Consider the following 23,581-nt stretch of genomic DNA (forward strand, 5'->3'; position numbering starts at 1 on the left):
TCATTGGGAAATCGAGTCTTTCAAATAATCCGTAAAATTCACTGGGGATCTGCCAATCAGGTTTTCCAAAGTCGGATTGGTTTGCGAGAAATCTCCTTGTCGACTTGCCTGAAACATACCCGTAAGCATGCCGACCATCGCTTCCGGCAGTCCTCGGGACATCAAGTGGTTTCGATATTCATCATCCGACACGACAATTCGCCGAATCGGTCGATCCAAGACCTTGGAAGCAATCGATGCAATTCTACCCATGTCAATCGCTTCGGAAGCCGTAAGGTGAGGAGTCATACCGTCATATCTCTGCTCTGTCAAGATGACCGCTGTGGCTTCAGCCAGGTCGGAATGGCTGGTCCAGGCAACAGGACCATCTTCCGGAGCAATCAATTCCCCTGTTTTCAAGGCATCACCCATCCACATCATCGCTGATGCGGCATAAAAGCCGTTTCGCAGCGACGTGAAAGCCATTCCCGAAGATTTTAGCATCTCTTCTGTAGCAGCATGAACGTTCATGGGAGGAAAATGCGACGTTGCAGATGAAAACATTTGGCTAGTATACAGCAGTCGACCAACACCCGCTTTCTTGGCCGCGTCGATTGCGGTTTGATGCTGGCGAACAGCAACTTCTCCCAAGGAGTGGGACGAGATAATAAGAACTTGAGACGCTCCCTCAAAGGCGTGTAGAAGACTTTCGGAATCATCGAAATTTCCTTGCCGGACACGAACTCCTCGTTCTTTTAGATCCTGTGCCGTGTTCACATCACGGACACTTACACCAATATCCCCGGCAGGAACACGCTTGAGAAGTTCCTCTACGACCTTCCGGCCTAATTTTCCATTCGCTCCTGTAACAACAATCATTTCTATACTCATCCTTTCGTTTGCAAATCAGATAAAGAGTTTGCCATACGATTTTGTTTGTGCAATCATAATCCTATAAGTGCGTGTTAACAAAAGTCGCTGAATCAGACACAAACAGCTCAATGGATTTTAAGTGACTTTTTGAACAACCTCTTAAGTAAAAGATAAAAGGATTGAGTTATGCAAACAACCTGCAAAAAGCTGTTTTTGTTGTGTTCCCAACATTTTTGCCCTTTTGTCTGTTATTGAATTTGAGAGAAAGAGGGGGATAAAATGTCGGTAAATCCCGAGGATCCGCGTGTTAAAAGAACCCGTCAATTGTTCGTGCAGGCTTTTAACGATTTGGTTGGGAAAAAGAGAAACATCTATTCCATTTCTGTGCACGATATCACGAATCAAGCAACCGTAAATCGAACAACATTTTATGCTCATTTTCAGGATAAATATGACTTTCTTGAATATTGGATGACGGAAAAGTTCCAAAGGACTATAAGGGATAGACTGCCGGAACAAACAAGATGCAATGCGGACAATTTGCACATCCTTATTCAAACCATATTCGATTTTCTTTTGCGGTTTCGACAATGTAGTACGCCAGGAGACAAGCAGTTTGAAGCAATGTTTGAAAATGCCATGCGTCAGGATCTTCATCGACTTCTGCTTAAACGGGTAAATGAAATGGACACACAGGGCTTTTCGCAAGAAAAATTGGAAGCTGCGGCACTCGTTATCAGTTGGGGCATATTCGGATCCGCTTTGCAGTGGAGCCGGAACCCTCAAGATCGCTCAGTGGAAACGATGTTTGAAGAAGTCATTGAGGTTATATCGGTCAATTTGGCCCCTTTCTGGGAGCAAACAACCAGCTAAAGGTATGCTCTCGTTCAATAAAAAAAAAGCCGCGATTTACGCGGCATCATCACCATATCTCCGGAGCGATGTATCCTGACCGTCCAGCCGTTATCAGCCTATATACTTTTTGCGGCTTCCATTAGTCGCTCTTTTGTCATCGCAGGCGAATCGCTGCCTAACCGATATATGATCGCCTGCCCCTCTTTTTCGATCATCCAGCTGATTTCTTGGTAGATATGGCTATCGGTATATACATATGAATCGTTTATTAAATAATGGGCGTCGTGTCCATTCAGCTCCATTTCTTCATATTTAGCTGATGATGGGGCTAACGTCTGTATTTTCACTTTGGAATCGCGAGGTGTTTCCATGACCAAATACAGCGTCTCTTGATCTGAATTGCGATATACGGTGGTGTACGATAACAACGGAAACGAGGTTAGAATGGAAGTTTTTCTCCATATAAAATCTTTTCCCGACTCTTCGCTCTCGGCCTTCATCTCTTCAAGCAAAGCTGCGATATCCGTCTCGGAGCCCCCATAAGCGCCGAATGGAGACAGCTCCATTCCTCCCGTGAACCTATACGTTCCAAGCAAGGAGTCTGGAGGCAACACATCAAAATGTCGGTACGTTAATGCCTTTCTCCAAGTATCCAAGTCCTCGTTCACGTCCGGCTGCGAGACAGGAATGAACGGCAAGCTCTTGACGTTGCCCAAATCGGATAAATAGACGACGGCGGACTCTCCCGGGTTCAATGTCAAAGAAAAAACGCAGCTTTCCGGCTGCGTTTCATCTAATTATGCTAGGACCTTACAGTATGACGATTAAATAGAAGAGCGCTGCTAAGACAAAACGATACAGAGCAAACCATTCCAATCGAAGTCGCTTAATCAGTTTGATGAACGTCACTACTGCAATCATGGCCACAATAAAGGATGTCGTAAAGCCAATTAACATTAGAAAGAGATCGTCAGCATTCAGCAAATCGCGACTATCGTATAAATCTAACAAGCTTGCGCCAAACATAACAGGCACGGAAATAAGGAATGTGAAATCTGCGGCGGCTTTTTGACTAGTACCAAGCAAAAGTCCACCGGAAATCGTGGACCCCGATCTTGAAAATCCCGGCCACAAAGCCAAACATTGGAACAGGCCAATCCCGAAAGCTTGTTTGTAATTAATCCCATCCATCGTATCAGCGGTTTTAGTTCTCCTGCTCCGTGCTGCGACGATCATCAACAAGCCACCGGCAACTAGACCGATCAAGACAGGGGTTGGGCCGAATAATTGACTTTTTATTGTGTCTTTGAAGACAAGATACAGGATTAATGCTGGTAACATAGCCAAAATCATATGAATAACATTTAGTCCTTTACTTTGGGAAAAATCCATTTTAATCAGATTAGCCCCAATCTGCAAATACCTTTTCCAATAAAGGATTAGAACTGCCAAGACTGCACCCAACTGGATCACAATTTTAAAAGTTATTGCAGCGTCTCCCTCAAAGCTAAGTAGATGGCCTGCTAAAATCAGATGTCCAGTAGACGATACCGGTAAAAATTCAGTTAAGCCCTCTATTATGCCAAGTATTATTGCTTTAACTACATCAGTCATCAATGGATGTCCTCCTTCGGAAAAAACTCGTTCAAGCCTTTTCCAGTATAAGATAGACGTCTATATATTCCCATCGATTAACCTAACAATATTCCATTCCGTATGACATTCTTGTCACATTGCTCAAAAGGATAGAAGAACAACAGAAAGAAGCCGATATACCATAGCTTACGGCTCCTTATCCAAGTCTAAATATGAACAATTACGTTATCCAGTCACACGATTCACAATTTTTAGAACAGTATCCCGCGTTAATTTGCTTCCGCCCGCAGAAATGAGTTTGACGGTAGCATGAGCTAACGCTAGTGGAATCTTGCAAAATTTTAACGCTGGACCATCCTTTAGGTCTGCGACATAAGAATCGGCGATTTGTAAATTACGGCATGTGTACTGGTGCATTTCATTAAATCCCCATCCATCAGGAAAGAAGTCAACACCACGTTTAAGATCCTCATCTCTATTTCGGAGTATATTTACTGCTTGTAGTCCTCTTCCGAAGGCAATCGCCTTTGTTAGATCAGATTGCGTCCCGTCATGCCATAACCAAAGTTCTGATAACATCTCTCCAACCATACCAGCCACGCTATAGGTATATCTGTCCAGATCCTCTTCTGTATGAATATTCCACCCGTTCTGAACCCAATCAGACATATGTAACGACATCTTTGCGATGTAATGATTTACGATGCCGACTCCGGAAGACGGACAAAGAAGCACCCATTTATCTAGCTGCATCGTAACTTCCGGTAATACCGCCCGATAAGGTGATAGTAATCTTCGTGTTGCTTCCATAACTTCCATAACATCCTGGGATTTAAATATTTCAGAAATCCCAAAAAGTAATTCAACTTTCAATTCGTCAGTGAGTTCATGATGATCTTCGATTTCGTCTATTGCTCGCATACATAGATAGGCAGATGCAACTGCCCCCCTTATTCCTAATTCCAAATAGCTTATGGGTATATAAAAAGTACGGCTCGTCTTCTTTAACATGGACATTGCTTCATTCAGGTCGACGTTATTAATGAGTACTCCCTCCAAGTATTCGTTCAGTTTTAAAATTTTTAAAATTACTCATTGCTTTACTATGATAACACACGTTGATATGGTCAATCCAAATACAATAATCTAGACTTGTGTTTTGATCCGATTCGATGATCAATTTGACGAACTTATATACTTAAAGCAAAAAAAGCCGCAATTTATGCGACTTTCAAAATCTATTTAGTCATCACTTCTTAAAAGAGGATGAGTGCTACATCTGAAAGATCCACCGAAACTTCTTGATATTTTAAAATCTACATATTCTACTTTAACCCCTCTTTTTTCTAACTCATCTCCCAATACATTTACGATGGAAATGCAACTTCAGATTGAGCCATAACGCCTCTTTTTAAAGGTGCAAACTCACTTTTCACAAAAACATTACTCATACAAATTTCTCCTTTACAAAAAAACTCTAGGGAACGGTTGTAGTGTTCTTCCGCTGCTCCATTGAGCTTTTTGCCATTTTCTACAAAAAGCCTACTCGATGAGCTCCGGTTTCACATTGAGGACGATCCCCATCAAACCAGGGAATAGTTGTTCTAGATCCTCCATTCGTAACGAATAGAAATGTTGTTTCCCATCGAAAAGCATTTAGGATCTTAATTCTTGATTTCAATATGGGCAGAACACTCCAGCTTACTGGACGTTCAACAATCGTTTGGGATATTAGTGAGGAAGAAAAATTGAGGTTTCCCGGGGCACAGCGTTTGGTCGAATTCCGACACGATGGAGTCATCCAAACAGAACACGTCATCCCATTTGACTGGAACTTATTGGGCTACTCTCCTTACAACCCAAGGTGATGATTTTTTGAAGAAGCAACTCTGACGGTGGAAAAGGTTTAAGAGGCGGTTTACTCCAAGTAATACTACTGGGGATAAATCGCCTCTTACTTCACCTATTCAGTCATCACAATATTTCGATATACCCTTCTGTTCCATGCACGCGAATTCGTTGCCCATCTTTTATCAGCTTAGTGGCATTTTCCACCCCGACAACGGCGGGTAAGCCATATTCACGCGCGATAACGGCTCCATGGGTCATCAATCCACCCACTTCGGTGACCAGGCCTTTTATGGATACAAATAAAGGTGTCCAGCTGGGATCTGTAAAGGAGGTGACTAATATATCTCCATCATCCAGATCCGCATCTTCCATGTTTAAGATGACACGTGCTCGCCCTTCTATAACACCGGAAGAAACAGCTAGACCTACAATCGCTTCGGCTGGAAGATTTTCTCGTTTGTACTTACCTGCAATGATTTCACCATCCGACGTGATAACACGTGGAGGAGTTAGTTTTTCATACAATTTGTACTCGTCTTTTCGTTTGCTGATGATCTGTCTGGTCGCAAGATTCGCTTGCTGCTCGACCATGCAACCCGGGTCATCCAGTTTATTGGTGCATACGACTTCGTGAAGTTCTTCAAACGTGAGATCATATATATCTTCTCTTTCCTGAATAACGCCCGCTTGTACGAGTTGTTCGGCTTCTTTGAGTAAAGCCTGCTTATAAACGAAGTAGCGATTCACCATGCCGTATTTTGGATATTCCCGATAACCGATGAAATTCCGGATAAGGTCGATCATTCGTTTGGTTTCTTTGGCTTTTTGTTCACCATCTGGCAATTGCTTCAATCGCTCTAATAGTTCTTTTTCTTTTTTTAAAGCCTCCTGTTGCCCCTTCTCAAATTTCCGACCGCTTTCATTAGGTTCAAAGTTTTTGATGTTACCCAGAATCAACGGTGATGTACTCCAGAATGCCGATATCGAGCATCGAAGCCGTTAGTGTGCCATCATTTCATGGGCAATGCTATGGCCATCCATTGCGGACGGGTAATAGGTAGGCCAATTCGTAACCTCTTGAAGTAAAGCCCTGCGGTCGTCTCCCCAATATAAATGGAAATGATCAGACTTGCTTGGCGTGATGCGATGGTCGCTAAATTGAATGTAGCGAGGCAGTCCCTCGATGTCATCAACCGACTTAAATATGTAACGGACCCCGCGGTTACCTGCTTCGTAAGTCAGTATTTCGTATCCATCGGCTTGGTATTCGACCGACTGCTCCTGACCGTTCGTGAAAAACGTGACGGTGTCACCTTCGATGACAATACGTTCCGTATCGGTCTTGTAGCCGACTTCATAATATTCCTTGTACGCTGCCGCCGTCATTTTTCCGGTATCCTCCGCTTTGTGCACAAACACCTCATCCAGTGTTCCATCCAGCAAGTATGGATAAACCGATTGCCAGTCTCCTTCCCAATCTGACAGTGTACGATGCTGGATTTGGGTGTCATCAAAGAACCCCTTGTAGATCGCTTCTGCTTCCTCATCATGATTGTGGTTGTGGTTATGGTTGTGGTCGTCCTCATCATCATGACTATGATTGTTGCTGCTTTCATGAGTACCGCTGTCTGCCTCAGTCTCATTGATAGGACGATTCTCATTCGGATCAGTGCTTTGACACCCTGCAAACAATAACCCCAATGCTACTAAAATTACTCCCATCCCAAGTTTAAGTTTCATACTTTATCCCTCCATTTAATAGTAATCATTACGATTAAGGATTATACGGTGGGGATTTACCTTTGTCAATATAAATCGTAATGATTACGAAATAGAAGCAACTCAAAAAAAGGACCATCCCACACAGAATGGCCCTTCTGGTTATAAACGATGCTTAGCATCTTGCTGCTTATTTACCTCCCTACGATTTTCAAACTATCTGAATCCAAACCATAGTTGCTTTGCTGCTCTGCTTCTTTAAGCCGGTGGAATGCTCTGCGGATTGTTAAATACATTTTTCGGATCGTATTTGGCTTTTACTTTTCTTAATCTGGCAAAGTTCTTTCCATAATAAACCGGCCCTGAACATTTTATGCCTTGGTCCGGAACGTTAATATAGGACCCTACAATATAAGGCTGCAGTTTCTTCCTGGTGTTTCTGGCTAAGGCAATATTTCTAGCCGCATGAGATGGCTTCACCCATGAGCTGTTCCATTCGACATAGAATTTAGCTTTTCGCCAATAGAATGCTGTAGCTTTAGGTGCGATACGGCTTACAGCCCCACCCCAGTTAAGGAAGTAGAAACCGGCTGGGGTTCCTCCCTCTGCTTTTTCTAAAAACTCACGCATGACTTTAAAGGCTTTATCCGGGAATGGGCGTCTTCCGAAGCCGCTCGAGAACTGGTTGCTAAACCTTTGGGTAAGAATCGGATCGGGAGCCAGCAAAAACTTCGTGGCTTCTATATATGGTAGCAACCGGATGGTTTTTTGAGTAGGCGTCCCCACGCTAAGAATAGGTTCTAACTGGCGGATGGCCTCGCTTTTTGATCCCAGGTACACCCCCAACATACTGACATTCCCGCCTTTTTTGGGACCGATGCTTAATTCGCTGCCCAACTTGGTGCTGGCGTTAGGTGCCCATACTTGCCACTTTTTTACGACTTTTTCGAACTGCTCCCATGGCCAGGTGATGCGGAATACGGTAGCTTGGGCTGGAGCGCGCAGTGCTTTTAATTTATATTTGGTATATATGCCGAAGTTACCGCCACCGCCGCCGCGGGTAGCCCACAGGAGGTCGGAGTTTTGTTTTTTGTTCGCCCGTATGACTCTCCCTTTAGCATCAACCATTTCGAGTTCGACCAGATTATCGCAGATGAGGCCTGTCGTTCTTTGCAGCGGCCCAATTCCCCCGCCAGGTGTGATTCCGCCGATACCAACCGTTGGACTGTCACCAAATGGAGCCATATAGCCTTGCCGCGCCAACGTATCTACAATTCTTCCTACCCGATTACCTGTCTCAATTACAGCAGTGCCACTTTTTTTATTCAACTTAATGTTCTTCATTTGGCTAACGTCGATGACAATGCCTCCATTAACCTGTGAAAGGTTGGTCTCTAGAGCATGCCTTCCGCTTCTCGGACGAATAGGGACATTATTTTTACGTGCCCATCTTATGGCATTGGCAACATCCTGTGTTTTTTGAGCGAAGACAAAAACTTTAGGGAATCTGTCCGTATGTGGATCCCAATTCTTACGAGCGGCTTCATAACCAGGATCACCCTTAAAAATCACTCGCCCTGTAAGCTTAATTTCTGATTTCACGATCTATCCAACTCCTTATTAATACATGATCATACTTTTCATCCACCAATTAGGCAGGTTACATATAACGTATGAAGGAGTTCGATGTCGCGTATGGGCTGAAGCTAATAAGGTTTTATATTGTTTTGGGTATAAAACAAAAAAAGCCGCGGATTCCGCGACTTCTTTATGTGTATTACTTTTGCACAATCTGAATAAGGTTGCCACATGTATCGTCGAATACAGCTATTGCGAGTTCGCCCATTCTTGTCGGCTCCATCGTAAACTTCACGCCTTTTTCCACTAATCGTTTATACTCTTGTTGAATATCCGCCACACCAAACATTGTCGCTGGGATCCCATCGGCAAATATCTTCTTTTGATAATCCTTGGCAGCAGGATGGTCATTCGGTTCGAGTAAAAGCTCGGTACCGCCTTGCTCATCGGTAGAAACAAGCGTTATCCACCTGAATTCTCCGACGGGAACGTCCTCCTTTTTTAGAAACCCCAGCTTTTCTGTATAAAACTCCAGTGCCTTGTCTTGATCTTGTACGAATATACTGGTAACAATGATCTTCATTTACTCTATCCATCCTTTCAGCAAATTTTTAAGTGGTTCGTTGTTGAATATAACTACTCGATATTTTCCCTTTCGTTTTGATTTTACGAGCCCTGCATCTTCTAATGTAGAAAGATGTTTGGCTATCGCTTGTCGCGAAATGGACAGGTCGTGCTTCATAATGAGACGTACCGTTAGTTCATACAACGTAAGCTCGTTGCGTTCGGATAGTTCGTCTAAAATAAGCCGCCGAGTCGAGTCACCTAGTGCTTTGAATATAGCGTCTTTGTCCCAATTCATATATCCATTATAAGCAACCCTACGGTTGCCTGTCAATAATAAGCAACTGTAGGGTTGCTTAAACAGCGATCGCGAGGTCGGACTATGCACATCATGAGCGATTGGATGAAATGCTGCAAAAAGCAAAAAACACGCCGCAAGGCGTGTTTGCTTTTCGAGTTACTACTGATGAAGACTTTAATATTCTCCCTTAATGACGAAAAAAGAGCCTCGAATCGTTCCAGCTAATTTAGACTTCTGCCTGGCAAACTTAAACTTTCCTTCTAACTCCGGTGGTACCTCCATCCCCTCAGAAAGCTTAAAACCAACGGCCCGCTTCTTAGGGTCATCAATCGTATACATGACGTTGAGTCCAAGACCATCCTCATAAAAGACGTAGGCAAATTGGATGTTCTCCACTTGAAAACGCGACGTTTCTAATGGTTTGGCCGCAAACTCAATATCACGTTCTTCTTTTAAAATTCGGTTTACATAATCCAGGGTCTCCTGGCTTTCGCTTGCTGGTACAACCGTAAATTCATGCTTGTATTTGTTCATAAAGTAACGGGCTTCATTCGCTCGTAAACCAGCAAGCGCTTCTGCTGCGGAGGAAGATTCTAAACCAACCGTAGACACATTTTTAAAATCAACGATATAGGACATATTCATCCCTCCTAAAAAATTTTGTGAGCGTTACTACTTAGAACCTGCTTCGAGCAAAGCTTGCATCGGAAGTGTTCACTTATTTCCTAACAACGGGAATCCATACTTCACCAAATACTAGCCCGTTTCGCTGCCCCATCTCAACCGTTGCATTTGGCCCACCAACATAGGCAAAATTCTGTGCTTCCGGCAAAACTTGTCCGAAGGCAATGCCAGTAAGTGTATTACTCAACTCTTCAACCGTCTTCCCTTCCCCTTTAACAACAAGGTATTCCCCCTTAGGAAACTGAATAACCCTGGTTGCTTCGGGTAGAGATGCCTCTGTCATAACACCAGCATAATACATCATCTTATTATTAACCGCTTCGTTCACGGCAAAAATGTAGTCATTTGCGGCGATGGTCTTCAGAGTATCAAGCCTACCATCTTGTTTCACAGCCTCCCAAAAGTCTGCTTTCTCTTGGTTTATGCCAGCATAGTCTGTGTAATCGCTCTGCAGCTCAGTTCCAATTCCTAAAACGATAAAGCTGTCTTTTTCCTCAAGCGTAAAATTTGTCATATTCAAAACCTTCCTCTTTTTATAAATTTATCAAATGATTTGTCTTTTCACTTGATGGGTTTATAATAACCTTAAATCGTGTCAAAAAATGATACTGTTTAGGGGAGGCCCTATGAAAAAAGTTGAACGAATTAATATCATCATGCGCTATATCAATAATCGTGCCCACTTTACCATATCTGAAATCATGCAGGAATTTAATATCTCTCGCTCGACAGCGATTCGAGATATCAGAGAAATTGAAGCGATGGGGATGCCACTTGTCGCTGAAGTTGGGAGGGATGGGGGTTATTTTGTCATGAACAACTCTGTCCTGCCTACAGTCCGCTTTACCGATAATGAAATTAAAGCTTTGTTTATTGCCTTTATGGCGACAAGAAATCAACAACTCCCTTATCTAAAGAGTCGTCAATCTTTAGCTGAAAAATTACTAGGGCTCATCTCGGAAAACCAGCAAGATGACCTTGTTCTGTTAAATCAGATATTGCTTTTTGAAGGAACCAACCCTCATAACCCCGACCTTCTTGATCTGTCTGACCTGCCCCATCCGATGTTAGATAAACTCATTCAGGTCCTGCTTCTGGACAGATGTTTATGGCTTTCCATCAAAGAAGAGAAGGTAATAAAGTCTTATCCCATGTATCTCTTGCATCTTTATCGTGAAAAAAGCTTATGGCTAATTGAAGGTTTTGACTTGGAGGAAGAAAAGAGGCGGATTGTACCTGTCGACAATCTCACCCATGTAGAACCATACCCTACGAAAAAAAGAGTAAGTAAGAAAAAGATATTAGAACAACTAAGTAAGCAGGAAGAAGAAATCAACCTTGTCCTTGATCTCGGTCCAAAGGCGATTGCCCAGTTCAAAAAATACCATCCTTTAAAGTTTTCAGTTTCATATACGAATCCTTACCAAACCACAGCCACCTTAAAGACTTTTATCAATGTTCATCATTCAGAAGAATTAACCGAAATAACCAATTGGCTGCTTTTCCTAGGTGGAGATATCAAGGTCAGGGAGATACCGGAAGAAGTCTTAGTAGGTTTACAAGAGAGATTAAACTTATACTGCCCATAAGCAGTACCAGTTAAACCCATATGATTATGAGCTTGGCCAGTTCCAGCTCCCCCTTATTTTCGCATATCCAGACAAGCATAGATTCAACTTTCAAATTAAAACATCCCATTTCTCTTTTGGTGAGAATGGGATGTTTATTAGTATCTTCAAATGGAAGTCTTCCAATTCATTTGTTGCTATTTTCATGATTGGTTTGATCGTGTATTGGAGCTGCCTTGCCAACCCCAAAAGCGTAATAACTCATCACAACAATACCTAAGAAAATAATGCCGGAAATCAGGGAAATGCGAGTTTCATCGTTCATCCACATACCGACCAGTACCATAAGCAAAAAGGCAATGGTCACATAGTTTGTCACCGGGGCGAAAGGCATTTTGAACGGATGATGCTGCAAGGCATCCCCCTTGATTTTTCTGAAATTGATTTGACTGATTAGAATGACAAACCACGGTACCATACCGGGAAGTACGCTGGCGCTGTACACGTGCACAAACAGGTTTTCGGGTGAAATATAACTTAAGATCACGCCAATGCCCAATCCCACGAGTACGCCAATCGTTCCAAGCAAGGGCACGCCGTTTCGGGACAGTTTCGTGAATATTTTCGGTGCCTGTCCATTGACTCCCAATGTATAAAGCATGCGTCCTGCGCTAAAAATCCCGCTATTACAACCTGACATGGCAGCTGTGATGACAACAAAATTGATCAGCCCCGCCGCTGCAGTAATGCCGATTTTCGCAAATGTAGCAACGAACGGGCTGCCGATGGCTTGCAATTGATTCCAAGGGTAGACCGTAACAATCACAAAAATCGCGCCAATATAGAAGATCAAAATCCGCCAGATAATACTTTGCGTCGCGCGCATTAACGTTTTTTGCGGGTTTTTTGCCTCACCTGCTGTAATCCCGATCAGTTCGACTCCTTGATAGGCCCCGATCACTAACGAGAGAGCAAAGAAAAACCCCGACCACCCGCCAGTAAAAAAGCCCCCATGCTGCCACAAGTTCGAAAATCCAATCGCATGCCCACCGTTGCCTATTCCGAACAAAATCAGACCAAACCCTGCAACAATCATCAGGACGATGGTAACGATTTTAATCATCGCAAACCAAAACTCAAATTCACCAAATGATTTCACAGAGAATAGGTTGGCTGCACCGAGAATCAGGATTGCGACGAGCCCTGGTATCCAGGCTGGTAAATCCGGAAACCAGTACTTCATATACGTCCCAACAGCAATGATCTCCGCCATCCCGACAATAACCCATTGGAACCAGTTGCTCCAAGCCGTCACATACCCTGCCAAAGGATGAATGTACTTATGTCCAAAGGTCGCAAATGACCCCGTGTTCGGTTCTACATACTGCATTTCCCCCATTGCGCGCATGATGAAAAATATAAATACCCCTACAATTGCATACGCAAGCATCACCGAAGGACCTGTCCATTTGATCGTGCTTGCAGAGCCCATAAATAATCCGACACCGATTGTGCCGCCTAAAGCAATCATCTGAATATGACGAGCTTCGAGCCCTCTCTTTAATTCATTGTTTTTCATTGCAGTTTCCCCCTCTGCTGCTCTCTTTGCTGTTCATTTGGACAAGTTGCAAAATCTCATAAGAAGTAGACGCCAATTTTGTTTTATACACGCTAATCCAATTGTAGTAGCTTGTTCCTATGAAAACAATTATATTCATTTGGTAAACCTACAAGGGGCCCTACTATTCTAGAATGACATCAATCTCATTTAAATGTATCGTCGAAGACAGCTATTGTGAGTTCGCCCATTTTTGTCGGCTCCATCGTAAACTTCACGCCGTTTTCCAACAATCGATGATACTCTTTATTAATATCTGCAACCCCAAACATCGTTGCTGGGATGCCATCGGCAAGTATCTTCTTCTGATATTCTTTGGCGGCAGGATGGTCATTCGGTTCGAGTAAAAGCTTGGTACCCTCTTCCTCATCGGGAGAAACAAGCGTTATCCACCTAAATTCTCCGACGAGAACGTCCTCCTTTTTGACAAACCCCAGCTTTTCTGAATAAAACTCAAGTGCCTTGTCTTGATCTTGAACAAATATACTGGTCACAATGATTTTCATAATGTTTTTAAGGGAAACCGCAATGAACTGTCAACACCCATCATTGTGAACTTACGATTCCATCGATCAAGCCAGACACCAATCAACGGGCAAATATCAGATCACTGAAAACTGGACCATAGAAGACGTTAAAAATACAACGCCGCTAAATACCGCAAGCTCTTTGCGAACATCCTGATGCGTGAACCCCATGGACCCAAGTGTTCTTTGAAGGAAAACAAATGGTAAAACAAAATGGTAACCATACTTTTTCTGAATGAAGAGTTAAAAACCTACCCATAATACGATAGTTCGAAGCCCGAACAAATATCCCAGAAAAAGGAGTGAAATGGTATGCAGCGGATGATCCCTTTCAAAATCAATAATCAGAAAACCGTCATGTCTTTATTAGCTGTAGGTGTCGGTGCCACACTCATTGGAATGGCATATAGACGTAGGTCGAATAGAAATGCATGGGGTCGAATGATGAGGTCTATTCAATAATTTTCTTGAACAGTAAAAAGAATAAAGCAGTCGGATTCAAAGCTCCGGCTGCTTTGTTTATACAAACGGTTTGCTTTTCTTAAAACGAAGGAAACCGGTTATGTTTTCTAAGTATATCGAATGCCATAATGAGTTAAATTAACTTTTGAGTTACATAAAATAAGGTGGTGACTTGTTTACACTATGCCTCTATCCCCGCGCCTGTATCACTGGTTTGTCCGTCCCCAATGGATTACAAAAAAATACATCCATGACCATATCCAAAACCATTTCCAATTGGAGAATAAGTTCATTCTTGATTTTGGGTCGGGTACTGGAGCCAATTGCTCTCTTTGTCATTCAGATCGGTATCTTGGCATTGAACCCAATATGGATCGGGTTCGTCTCGCCAAAAGGCTGTACCCCAACCATAAATTTGAAATATTTGATGAATACCAGATCCCTGTAGAGAAAAATACCATTGACTATATCTTTGTCGTTGCCGTTCTTCATCATATATCAGATGATCAGATTCGTTCATATTTGATCGAGTTTGAGCGAGTTTTGAAACCAGGTGGGAAGGTTATTGTCATGGAGCCGTATTTTTGTATGAACAGAACATTTAACAATCGATTTATGAACTGGTACGATGATGGGAAATACATCCGCAGCGAGATTAGTTACCTAAATTTATTTCAAAAAGGGCAATACGAATGTGAGGTCATAAAGAAGTTTACAAAGTGCATGTTATATAACGAAATTTACTTTACGGCGGAGCCAACCAAGCAGCTAAATTAGTAAGCTCCTGTGAATTTAATTCTCCATCCCATTTAGTTTCTGACTTAATATCAGATTCAATCGTCACCCGCATATTATCAAAGGCTGCTAAAAGACTAAATCTTTCGTTCCTCATACTCAAAGGGTTCTTCACTCGAGTAAATCTCATGAAAAAATCCTTCATACGGGATATCGTCTTCCATGCATTTTATAAGATACGACAGTCCTTCGTCACACTCCGGCTCCTCACCGTTGTTCTGCATTACCTCGAATGCATCAACAATATTTTCCATGACACCCACCTGAATAAATAAAGACAACTGATCCAACATCGAATCTTCGATCGTGGTCTCGGACCTGTATCCCGCGAGGACGGTTTCAAAATAATCATCCATAAACTTTTTACGTTTACCGGCGTCCCACTCCGTTTCCCCAGACACTGGCCAAGTCAAACATATACCAACCGAAACATGAATTATCGAAATCATATACGCTGATTTGCCCTGTATCAAAATCTATTGAATAATTCCCATCGTTGTAATCAAAATGGATCATACCAAAAGTCTCTTGGTTCCTGTCCAATCCTTGTAGAGTATTAAGGAGCTCTACCAGCTTCTCCTTAAGCTGAGGTAAGGACTCAGGAATCAGTTTATCGATATATTCGGCATTGAATTTGTCAAAAAAATGATGCCGGCGATGGACAGGTGTATACCCTTTTGATATGTGGTGCAGTTTCCCCAGGACTTTACCGCAGTTATAAAAATATTCGGTAATTGGAGCTCCATCCCGGTACCGATAATGATTTTCTACCAGCATTTTTCCCGTAGCCTTTTCAAACAGGCAGATAAAGAAGGTATGATTATTATAGGTAATCTCCTCTAGCAGCTTCTTCTTCCGGGAGCTGATTACATTGGAGACACTGCCTCCATGCTCGAACAGATACCGAACATATTCTACTTCACCCAGAAAATCCTCCCGGCTTCTGTCAGGTAAAAAAGCGATTCGGAGTATTTTTGCGTTGGCTCCTTCTTTCTCACATGTATATACGACATTCCGCCCTCCATCATGGGGTGGAATCAGCTGGATTTCATAACCCTCCAACCCGTACAATTCTGATATTAACGGAAGCAAATATGTATCACCGATTGAAACAACCTCATTAAAATTCATAGCATCTCTCCTTTAACTATTTCATACATTCGATTTGGGAAACATAACCGGATTATTCAATTTATTTACATGCTATCTTACCGAATTATATCATCTGTAATACATAATTGAAGGTAGATTACAGTTATAGTTAATCCTTCCCATTCGCTTAACAAGTTTTTGACGCAACAAGACATTAATCGATAAAAACTAAAGATGAGGTGTCTTCGGCTCGGTGCAAAACTTAAATGGTCCTATTTTACCTTAACACCTTATCTCATCCGTTTTACCCATCAAGCAAAGACAGCAGTCCCGGAGCGTCATGTCTACAATATTATATTTTGAATATGTTATTTGTTAGCACTGAAGCATCAGGTTCCTCTAGTTGACACTCTCAAACTAGTACTATATAGTACTAGTATGGAAAAACAAAGAAAAAGAAAATCGAATCGTGATATCGTACTACAAGTTGCCGCACATTTGTTCCTAACAAAAGGCTATCAGCTAACAAGCATGGATGATATCGTTGACCATTGTAAAGTTTCAAAAACTAACATTTATTATCACTTCAAAAGTAAGGAGGATTTGTTGCTACAAATTATGAGCCAGTTTATCATTCATTATCAAGAGCGGATCGACACCGTTCTAGGCCGATCGGACTTGTCCGTAACTGAAAAGTTAGAAAGTCTCTTGAAAGCTATAACTGAAGATAATGCTGGAACTGATTACTTAGGAGGATGCCCGTTTATTACCTTCTTTACTCAAGTTTCTAATGACTTGATCAAAGTCCAAGAAATGGTTAAGGATTTCTTCGAGCATCAAACCAATCTACTCGAAAAACTGTTATCGGAAGCCATTCGAAATAAAGAATTACCGGAACAAACACCTATTAAACAAACAGCAGCACTGATTATCTCTTCAATAGAAGGCGGACTGTTCCTCACCAAAGCCACAAACAACCCCTTATTATTAAATAATATCCTTACTTCTATAGCATTTTTGCTAAAGAAGTAATTTTTTGTCCATTATTAGTACTGAACAGTACTAGATCGAAGGAGTAAATTTCAACTATGAATATTTTTTTGACAGGCGGGACTGGTTTTATCGGCAAACAGATCATAAAGCTTATGCCAAAACATCATCGCACCATTGTCTTGGTTCGTTCCATGAACAAATTCAACAACATGGTAAACTCATTAGTGCCTTCTGGACATCAAAATGTGGTTCCCGTCCTGGGCGACCTAACCCAGCCAAATCTGGGGTTAAAGGGGAATGACCTACGGCTAGTCATGGATTCCGATATCATTATTCATGCAGGTGGCCCTATGAACATAGAACTGGATCAAAGCGCAGCAGAACGGGTCTTTCTTCAAGCCTCCAAGGAAATTGCCTCAATTGCTCGATCGGTTCATCAAAAGAAAGCTTTGAAGCAATTCATTCACGTAGTCGGATTTATGAGTCCATATAACGAGGAGAATTTCTCAGATGATCAGACGGGCTTCCATCTAGAGAAAGCCCCGCCCTATGAACAAATGAAATTTAAAGCGGATATGTATATTCGACAAACCATGCATGATCTAGGCATACCTTTGTCTGTCGTTAACCCCAGCGTCGTAATTGGAGATTCCATAACTGGAAAGACAGAGCAGCTCGGTGGTTTAAGTATTTTGGTCGATTCCACTAGGAGAAAACTAATGCCTTTTGTCCCTGGAGGAAAAGAACACTGGATTCCTATGGTTCATGTGGATCATGTTGCCTCTTTGGTATCTGCCTTAGTTGAGGAGGAGCAACCGCTAAACAACACATATTTTTTGCTGGATGAGAAATATAATACTCCTAACATGAAGGAGCTCGTTACAGCAATCGCAAAAGAAGTTCGTGTAAAAGCTCCTGTAGGCACAGTTTCGCTAAAATTAATGAAAAGTTTACTTCGTATGGGAGTAGGAAAATTAGTAAAAATCCCTGAAGCCTCTATGGAATTTATTGTGAAGCCTGATTTCCCTACAACATCAATAAAAGAAATGGGATATAAACACAATTTGAATATATCGCTTCAACAAACTACCTTGCCTTTTGTTATTACTGACTTGGACTATCGTTTGTCCCATAAGGATTCAATCTATTCCGATAATTTTCACAATAGCCGGGTTGGGAACTTGACTGCACTGGTTAGGGAAGGAAACGGAATACCGATCATCATGCTCCATGGTACATTTGCTGGTGCGGATTGCTTTATTCCATTGGCAAACTCCTTGCCTCACCAACCGATTTGGCTTGTAGATCTGCCTGGTTTCGGACGGTCACCTTATCATCACAATCCCCAAACGATGGCTGGATACATCAATTCCGTTGTTGATTTGATCCTTAGCTTTCAATCACCGGTTATCTTAATAGGACATTCTTTTGGAGGATTGGTCGCAGCGCACGCAGCAGAACAACTTCAAGAGCGAATTAAAAAGTTAATTTTATTGCAACCTGTTTTACATCCCGCACATTACAAATATCGCTCTTCCCATGTAACAAAGTTCTTTTTATCACTGATGAATAAATCGATGTTCAAAAGAAGGCTCTTGGCAAACGGAAGCTTTTTGAATGAGAAGGAGATCCCTGATTCCTATTTAGATTACGTGATGGAAGATTTGCAGTCGCCTCGAGTTAGAACATCTAATTCGGAAGTAATGTCAGCTATTTCTAACCCCCATTCGATTCAAGCGAATCCTGACGGGATTGATTTGAACAAGCTAAACATCCTTTGGGGAGATAAAGATTTGGAGTATTCTGTTCCGAATGAATGGAGCCGCAATCCAATCACTTACTTACCGTTAGGACATCAGTTCCCCATTTCCCATCCGGAAATAACTGCACAATGGATTCAAAAGTGGATCCAATAACCTGCTACTAACTATCAAGAAAATGAGATAACCTTTGATAGCCTTGGGGATGAACCCATACATCTTATTCTTAACTCTATGCGAAACTGGACTTTAGTCGAGGTACGCTACCTTCCGCGGCCTGTTCCGAATCAAGGAAATATTCGTTACAATATAGCCAAGACTTTTGGAGGAGCGATTGATCATGGATTACAAACATAAAATACAGAGGGAAATTGCCGACTGGGAACAAAAAATGTTCAAACCGCCGGGATGGCTGGAAAAAACATCGAAAACCATCGGCAATCGGATCAATCATTTGATTCCCCCGAAGGTGCACAGCATCATTACGACCACCATTCGATCAATCGTTCGCACGGCATTGTTCGGTGCGGAATATACGCCAAGTCGCGCGGTGGAGCGTACACTGGAATTGGAGGCTGCCGATCAAGAAGCGAAAGAGTTGTTTGCCCTGTACCAAAAAATCGCTGTTGCCGAGGGCGCTGGAACAGGGGCTGGCGGCATTATGCTTAGCATGGTGGACTTTCCAGCTTTAATTGCGATCAAGATGAAATATTTGTTTGAGCTGGCCCATGTTTACGGTTATGATACGAAACACTTCTCCGAGCGGGTATTCATTCTCAAGGTATTTCAAATGACATTTTCCGGGCCAGAAAACCGTGCAAGGTTGCTCGATTCCATCAAGCATTGGCATATAGAAAAGGAACAATGGCGCTCCGATGCCGATTACGCCAAGAATATGGACTGGGAGACATTTCAGATCGAGTATCGCGACGCCATGGACTTTCGGAAAATGCTGCAGATGGTGCCTGGGATCGGCGCTATTGCAGGCGCATGGGCAAATTACAGCATCCTTGAGGAATTGCGTGAATTCGCTATGAACGCTTACCGCCTCCGCAGATTGCATGATGATTTCGTGGTTGTGGATTGATCCCTCTCTGTCGTCAAATACATCCAAGGAACATCATTGCTTGGGAAACAACAAAGACAGCTAATCCATATGATTAGCTGTCTTTTGGTTTGCCTTCAATTGTCATTACTTCGCGATGAATGTGCCTACATCCGAAATTGCGAACCCCAGACCGAAATTCCAATACTACTATATTTTGGTAAAACAAATTATAATCCTTTTTGTGATCACATTAATTCTAAGTCAGACAACCATATTCCACCGCCATACAAAGGAGGGATGCCGTTTCAAACCCAATTGCGAAGTTGATTTTATGCCCATACTAAAGGAGGAACTCTGATGATGCGAAAGAGAATGCCTTACCTGCTGATCCTGTCGTTGCTGCTGACCTCTTGTTTCATCTTCGGTACGAAAGCCGAAGCTGCAGACTATACGCAGGGCGTCGATTTATCCGGAAGTACAGCTACCGTATGGTTCAAATCCGCCGTCAATACGAGTTGGGTCGATGTGCATTATAAAGTGAACAGCGGAGAACAGCAAAATTTCAGAATGGCTTACAACGCTAGCAAATCCCGATATGAACAGGCCATCTCAGGCATGGCCACCGGCCACGTGATTGCGTATTCTTTTACTTACAATAACGGAACTCCAGCCTACGACACCGGTGTCTTTACTTACACCGCCGGATCCATTCCACCTCCCTCTACTTCCGGCTCCATTTATGACATTCATCCGTCCTCAATTCCCATGCCTCCAAACGGCTCCGTCTCGGTGAAGATCATGAACGGGACCAATGGCGCTTATACCGATTCGCAAATATACTGGGGCGTTCTCGGCATCAATCCCGTTAACAATCAGTGGAGCTATCTGGACCTCAATGGCAATCTGATCCCCATCTCCAGCGCCTTGAATGATGCACCAGAACATCTAACCAAGAACGGCATCAACTACGCCAACATTTATCACAAGGTCAGCGATGCTTCCTGGGTCACCTTGCCCCGGATCACGTCAGGTCGAATGTTCCTTAGCGTTGGCACTCCAATGTACCTGAAGACCTATAACGATGGATTCGCCGGCCCCGATCTGAACAATCCGACCGATCCAAACCGCGATATCTATTTCGATTTCGTCGAATTCACGATTGACGCGGCTGGCTATCACGGCAATACGACACGTGTAGACGGATTCGGTTTTCCAATCCAGCATCGACTGATCAACAAATCCGGTTCCTTCGATCAAACCGTAGGTGAGTTCGAAAACGAAACCCGAAACGGAATCTTCGCCAAATTCCAGGCCGAAGTTCCTGCCGCCTTCAAATCGCTGGCCACGATTCATGCGCCTTATCGCATCGTCGCGCCGATTCATGGTTCTTTCGCACAAGGTGGCGCAAATGCCAACTATTTCGGCGGGTACGCTCCATACAGTACACAGGATATTTTCCGATGCGACGGCGCTTTAACGGATGCGGCAACCTGTGCAGCCATCAATCGCCATGTATATACGACTAATGACTGGAATAACGTGTCGAATTACTATCAGGCTGCGCCTGCCAATTATTACGCTAAATTCTGGCACGACCACAGCATTAACCGTTTGGCCTACGGGTTTCCATATGACGATGTCAACGGCCAGGCCGCTTACCTTGAAGTGGGCGATCCGAAAGGTCTGATCATCCGCATAGGCTGGTAAATCTTCAGTGAACGCTAAAGCGTTGGAAATCGCCGATAGGAAAAAGAAACGCCGTCTTGGTATGAATGAAGTTTCCTTTTTCCTGTCTAGCAGACCAATGTTGATCAACATCAGGCATCCATCTAATCGGCAAATGTATATGTTTTTGTCTACCGACAGTTGATAAATTCAATCATCAATTATAAACAAAAACGATGCCACAAAGTCATCGTTTTTGTTTTTTAACTATCAATAGATTGCATGAATCCTACTGTTTACGTTTTAGTTGCAAAACAGCAGTCATTACTCTGGTTAGCCATCCCTTCAGTTTTGTTGCACAACGATTACATCGCTTTCGGAACGTTTGATGAATCTGTCGGTTTAGGAGAACGAATAAACATCAAGGCTAATATCGCACCCGCAAAAGCAACGATTCCAGACCAAAGGAAAGCTTGCTGAAAACCATGATTAAGAGCTGCCACAGGATTAGAATCTGATATGGAAGCCGTAGTTGATGCAGCGATCGCTACCATGATAGCAAGGCTTATAGCTGATCCTATCTGATAGCTTGTATTAGCGAGTCCAGATGCAAGCCCCGCTTCTTCAGGCTTGGCTCCCGACATAGCAGCCATCATAGAAGGAATATAGGCTAAAGACATTCCGAGAGCACCTAAAAGTGAAGCTGGAAGTACATTGATAAGGAAACTGCCATCCACAGGCGTATTGGTTGAGAATAAGAGCATTGAGCCTCCAAGGGCAATCAATCCAATCACAATGTTTGCTTTTATACCGAATTTACCGATCAATTTGCCCGTAATAACGATCATGAAGATAGCAATCAAAATCGTCATCGGGAGCAGACCAATCCCTCCAGCGAAAGCTGAGAACTTTAGTACCTGCTGCATATAAAGGTTCAGGAAGTACCATAATGGTATCCAACCACCAGATAACATGATAAGCGCGATATTGCCGGCAGCCAGGTTAGGCGCCTTAAAGATTCGAAGGGGTACAAGCGGTTCCTTTTTGATTAGCTGAATGATGAGGAAAAGAATAAACAATATCACTCCTGCGATAAGTGTCCACACGGTGATCGGTGCTCCCCATCCATTATGTTCTGCAGTCACGATGCCGTAAACGATTAAAACCAATGATGCTGTGACCGATATGGATCCTGCTATATCGATGCTTCCTTTTCTGCGTATACCTTTTGCTAAAAGACCAGGAGATAAGAGTAAGGCGACAATCCCAACAGGTACATTAATTAAGAAGGTCCATTGCCAACTTAGCCACTCCGTTATAACACCACCCAGAAATACCCCTGCTGATCCTCCCGCAGCTGCCGAAGCACCCCAGAACCCCAGCGCTTTACCCAATTCTTTAGGATTACCGCTGAACAACATCATCACGATGGTTAGAGCTGAAGGTGCTATTAAAGCGGAACCGAATCCTTGCAGTGCACGACCGATGTTTAGTGACTCTTCGTTCCATGCAAAACCAGCGAGTAAAGATGCTACTGTGAGAATCATGAAACCCCACATGAACATGCGCCGTTGTCCAAAGAGGTCTGATAATCGGCCACCGAGTAGTAAGAGCCCCCCGAAGAAAATCACATAAGCGTTAAAGACCCATTGTAAACTTTCCTGAGTATATCCAAGCGCTTCTTTGATTGCTGGCAATGCAACTCCGATAATCGATGTATCCATAATCACCATAAAATTCGCAAGACATAACAATGCTAGTGCCATCCATCGTTTTGGATCTGCTTGTAAAAGAACCTGCTCTTGTTTTGACATTATAAATCCAACCTCCTTTAGCTACTTATCACCAGGTTCTTTTGATTCAATAAATTAACGCTCGCGGCGGCCGCCTTAGAAAGTGAGTTAATTTCAAACCATTATTTACCGGTGAGATTTGTAATTATAGTATACCCCCCTATCCTATAATGTCAATAAATTTTTTATTCAATAATAAAATTTTAGGCAGCCCTCAACAGAGTTCTCCCCTTCCTTCTGCTGCTAATGTAAATACTTAA

The 23,581-nt window shown here is 42.8% G+C and carries 22 protein-coding genes and 1 pseudogene; 7 read left to right on the forward strand and 16 right to left on the reverse strand.

Annotation, left to right across the window (positions count from 1 at the left end; all coding sequences use genetic code 11):
* Nucleotides 1-858, reverse strand: coding sequence for an SDR family oxidoreductase (locus NYE54_RS18390; protein WP_339265164.1), 858 nt, complete (start codon nt 856-858; stop codon nt 1-3).
* Nucleotides 859-1,476: 618 nt separating this feature from the next.
* Here NYE54_RS18390 and NYE54_RS18395 point away from each other — a divergent pair.
* Nucleotides 1,477-1,725, forward strand: a complete 249-nt coding sequence (locus NYE54_RS18395) for a hypothetical protein (protein ID WP_339265165.1) — start codon at nt 1,477-1,479, stop codon at nt 1,723-1,725.
* Nucleotides 1,726-1,823: 98 nt separating this feature from the next.
* Here NYE54_RS18395 and NYE54_RS18400 read toward each other — a convergent pair whose 3' ends face one another.
* The 10 genes and pseudogenes from NYE54_RS18400 to NYE54_RS18445 all read right to left on the reverse strand — a co-directional run bounded on the left by NYE54_RS18400 (nt 1,824) and on the right by NYE54_RS18445 (nt 10,514).
* Nucleotides 1,824-2,468 (reverse strand): hypothetical protein, encoded by a 645-nt coding sequence (locus NYE54_RS18400; protein ID WP_339265167.1) that lies wholly within the window; start codon nt 2,466-2,468, stop codon nt 1,824-1,826.
* A 49-nt stretch (nt 2,469-2,517) separates the two neighbouring features.
* Entirely contained in the window at nt 2,518-3,321 is an 804-nt protein-coding gene (locus NYE54_RS18405) for an undecaprenyl-diphosphate phosphatase (RefSeq protein ID WP_339265168.1), read from the reverse strand.
* A 207-nt stretch (nt 3,322-3,528) separates the two neighbouring features.
* Nucleotides 3,529-4,320, reverse strand: coding sequence for a squalene/phytoene synthase family protein (locus tag NYE54_RS18410; protein ID WP_339265170.1), 792 nt, complete (start codon nt 4,318-4,320; stop codon nt 3,529-3,531).
* A gap of 957 nt (nt 4,321-5,277) precedes the next feature.
* Nucleotides 5,278-6,114 (reverse strand): annotated as a pseudogene (locus tag NYE54_RS18415) (PEP-utilizing enzyme); the annotation flags it as partial.
* 39 nt (nt 6,115-6,153) lie between these two features.
* A complete protein-coding gene (locus NYE54_RS18420) occupies nt 6,154-6,894 on the reverse strand; it encodes a metal-binding protein ZinT (RefSeq protein WP_339265172.1) in 741 nt (246 codons plus the stop codon).
* 237 nt (nt 6,895-7,131) lie between these two features.
* Nucleotides 7,132-8,475, reverse strand: coding sequence for an FAD-binding oxidoreductase (locus NYE54_RS18425; protein ID WP_339265174.1), 1,344 nt, complete (start codon nt 8,473-8,475; stop codon nt 7,132-7,134).
* Between the two features lie 175 nt (nt 8,476-8,650).
* On the reverse strand, nt 8,651-9,034 hold the full coding sequence (locus NYE54_RS18430) for a VOC family protein (RefSeq protein WP_339265176.1): 384 nt from the start codon (nt 9,032-9,034) through the stop codon (nt 8,651-8,653).
* Nucleotides 9,035-9,313, reverse strand: a complete 279-nt coding sequence (locus NYE54_RS18435) for a metalloregulator ArsR/SmtB family transcription factor (RefSeq protein WP_076321527.1) — start codon at nt 9,311-9,313, stop codon at nt 9,035-9,037.
* A 177-nt stretch (nt 9,314-9,490) separates the two neighbouring features.
* Nucleotides 9,491-9,955, reverse strand: coding sequence for a phage tail protein (locus NYE54_RS18440; RefSeq protein WP_339265178.1), 465 nt, complete (start codon nt 9,953-9,955; stop codon nt 9,491-9,493).
* Between the two features lie 79 nt (nt 9,956-10,034).
* Complete coding sequence (locus NYE54_RS18445) at nt 10,035-10,514, reverse strand: GyrI-like domain-containing protein (protein WP_339265180.1); 480 nt, start codon at nt 10,512-10,514, stop codon at nt 10,035-10,037.
* Between the two features lie 112 nt (nt 10,515-10,626).
* Here NYE54_RS18445 and NYE54_RS18450 point away from each other — a divergent pair, with 112 nt between their 5' ends.
* Nucleotides 10,627-11,589 carry an HTH domain-containing protein gene (locus tag NYE54_RS18450; RefSeq protein ID WP_339265182.1) on the forward strand — a complete coding sequence of 321 codons (963 nt, stop codon included), beginning with the start codon at nt 10,627-10,629 and terminating at the stop codon, nt 11,587-11,589.
* A 166-nt stretch (nt 11,590-11,755) separates the two neighbouring features.
* On the opposite strand, the gene NYE54_RS18455 is transcribed toward NYE54_RS18450, so the two are convergent.
* Together NYE54_RS18455 and NYE54_RS18460 are read right to left on the reverse strand one after the other, a co-directional pair.
* Entirely contained in the window at nt 11,756-13,147 is a 1,392-nt protein-coding gene (locus NYE54_RS18455) for an amino acid permease (RefSeq protein WP_339265184.1), read from the reverse strand.
* 185 nt (nt 13,148-13,332) lie between these two features.
* Nucleotides 13,333-13,692: a VOC family protein gene (locus tag NYE54_RS18460; RefSeq protein ID WP_339265186.1), complete on the reverse strand. Its 360-nt coding sequence runs from the start codon at nt 13,690-13,692 to the stop codon at nt 13,333-13,335.
* A 666-nt stretch (nt 13,693-14,358) separates the two neighbouring features.
* Between NYE54_RS18460 and NYE54_RS18465 the strand changes: the two genes are divergently transcribed.
* Entirely contained in the window at nt 14,359-14,952 is a 594-nt protein-coding gene (locus tag NYE54_RS18465; RefSeq protein ID WP_339265188.1) for a class I SAM-dependent methyltransferase, read from the forward strand.
* Nucleotides 14,953-15,047: 95 nt separating this feature from the next.
* Here the strand turns inward: NYE54_RS18465 and NYE54_RS18470 are convergent, their stop codons facing one another.
* Nucleotides 15,048-15,224, reverse strand: coding sequence for a hypothetical protein (locus NYE54_RS18470; protein ID WP_339265190.1), 177 nt, complete (start codon nt 15,222-15,224; stop codon nt 15,048-15,050).
* Nucleotides 15,225-15,339: 115 nt separating this feature from the next.
* Nucleotides 15,340-16,101, reverse strand: a complete 762-nt coding sequence (locus NYE54_RS18475; RefSeq protein WP_339265192.1) for a phosphotransferase — start codon at nt 16,099-16,101, stop codon at nt 15,340-15,342.
* A 399-nt stretch (nt 16,102-16,500) separates the two neighbouring features.
* Between NYE54_RS18475 and NYE54_RS18480 the strand changes: the two genes are divergently transcribed.
* The 4 genes from NYE54_RS18480 to NYE54_RS18495 all read left to right on the forward strand — a co-directional run bounded on the left by NYE54_RS18480 (nt 16,501) and on the right by NYE54_RS18495 (nt 21,570).
* Nucleotides 16,501-17,094, forward strand: coding sequence for a TetR/AcrR family transcriptional regulator (locus NYE54_RS18480; RefSeq protein ID WP_339265194.1), 594 nt, complete (start codon nt 16,501-16,503; stop codon nt 17,092-17,094).
* A 56-nt stretch (nt 17,095-17,150) separates the two neighbouring features.
* Nucleotides 17,151-18,971, forward strand: a complete 1,821-nt coding sequence (locus tag NYE54_RS18485; protein ID WP_339265196.1) for an alpha/beta fold hydrolase — start codon at nt 17,151-17,153, stop codon at nt 18,969-18,971.
* A gap of 184 nt (nt 18,972-19,155) precedes the next feature.
* Nucleotides 19,156-19,902, forward strand: a complete 747-nt coding sequence (locus tag NYE54_RS18490) for an EcsC family protein (protein ID WP_339265198.1) — start codon at nt 19,156-19,158, stop codon at nt 19,900-19,902.
* Between the two features lie 318 nt (nt 19,903-20,220).
* A complete protein-coding gene (locus NYE54_RS18495) occupies nt 20,221-21,570 on the forward strand; it encodes a glycoside hydrolase family 64 protein (RefSeq protein ID WP_339265200.1) in 1,350 nt (449 codons plus the stop codon).
* A gap of 323 nt (nt 21,571-21,893) precedes the next feature.
* On the opposite strand, the gene NYE54_RS18500 is transcribed toward NYE54_RS18495, so the two are convergent.
* Nucleotides 21,894-23,342: an MFS transporter gene (locus NYE54_RS18500; protein ID WP_339265202.1), complete on the reverse strand. Its 1,449-nt coding sequence runs from the start codon at nt 23,340-23,342 to the stop codon at nt 21,894-21,896.
* Between the last annotated feature and the right edge of the window lie 239 nt (nt 23,343-23,581).

The organism is Paenibacillus sp. FSL K6-1330 (genome assembly GCF_037976825.1).
GTDB lineage: Bacteria > Bacillota > Bacilli > Paenibacillales > Paenibacillaceae > Paenibacillus_AQ.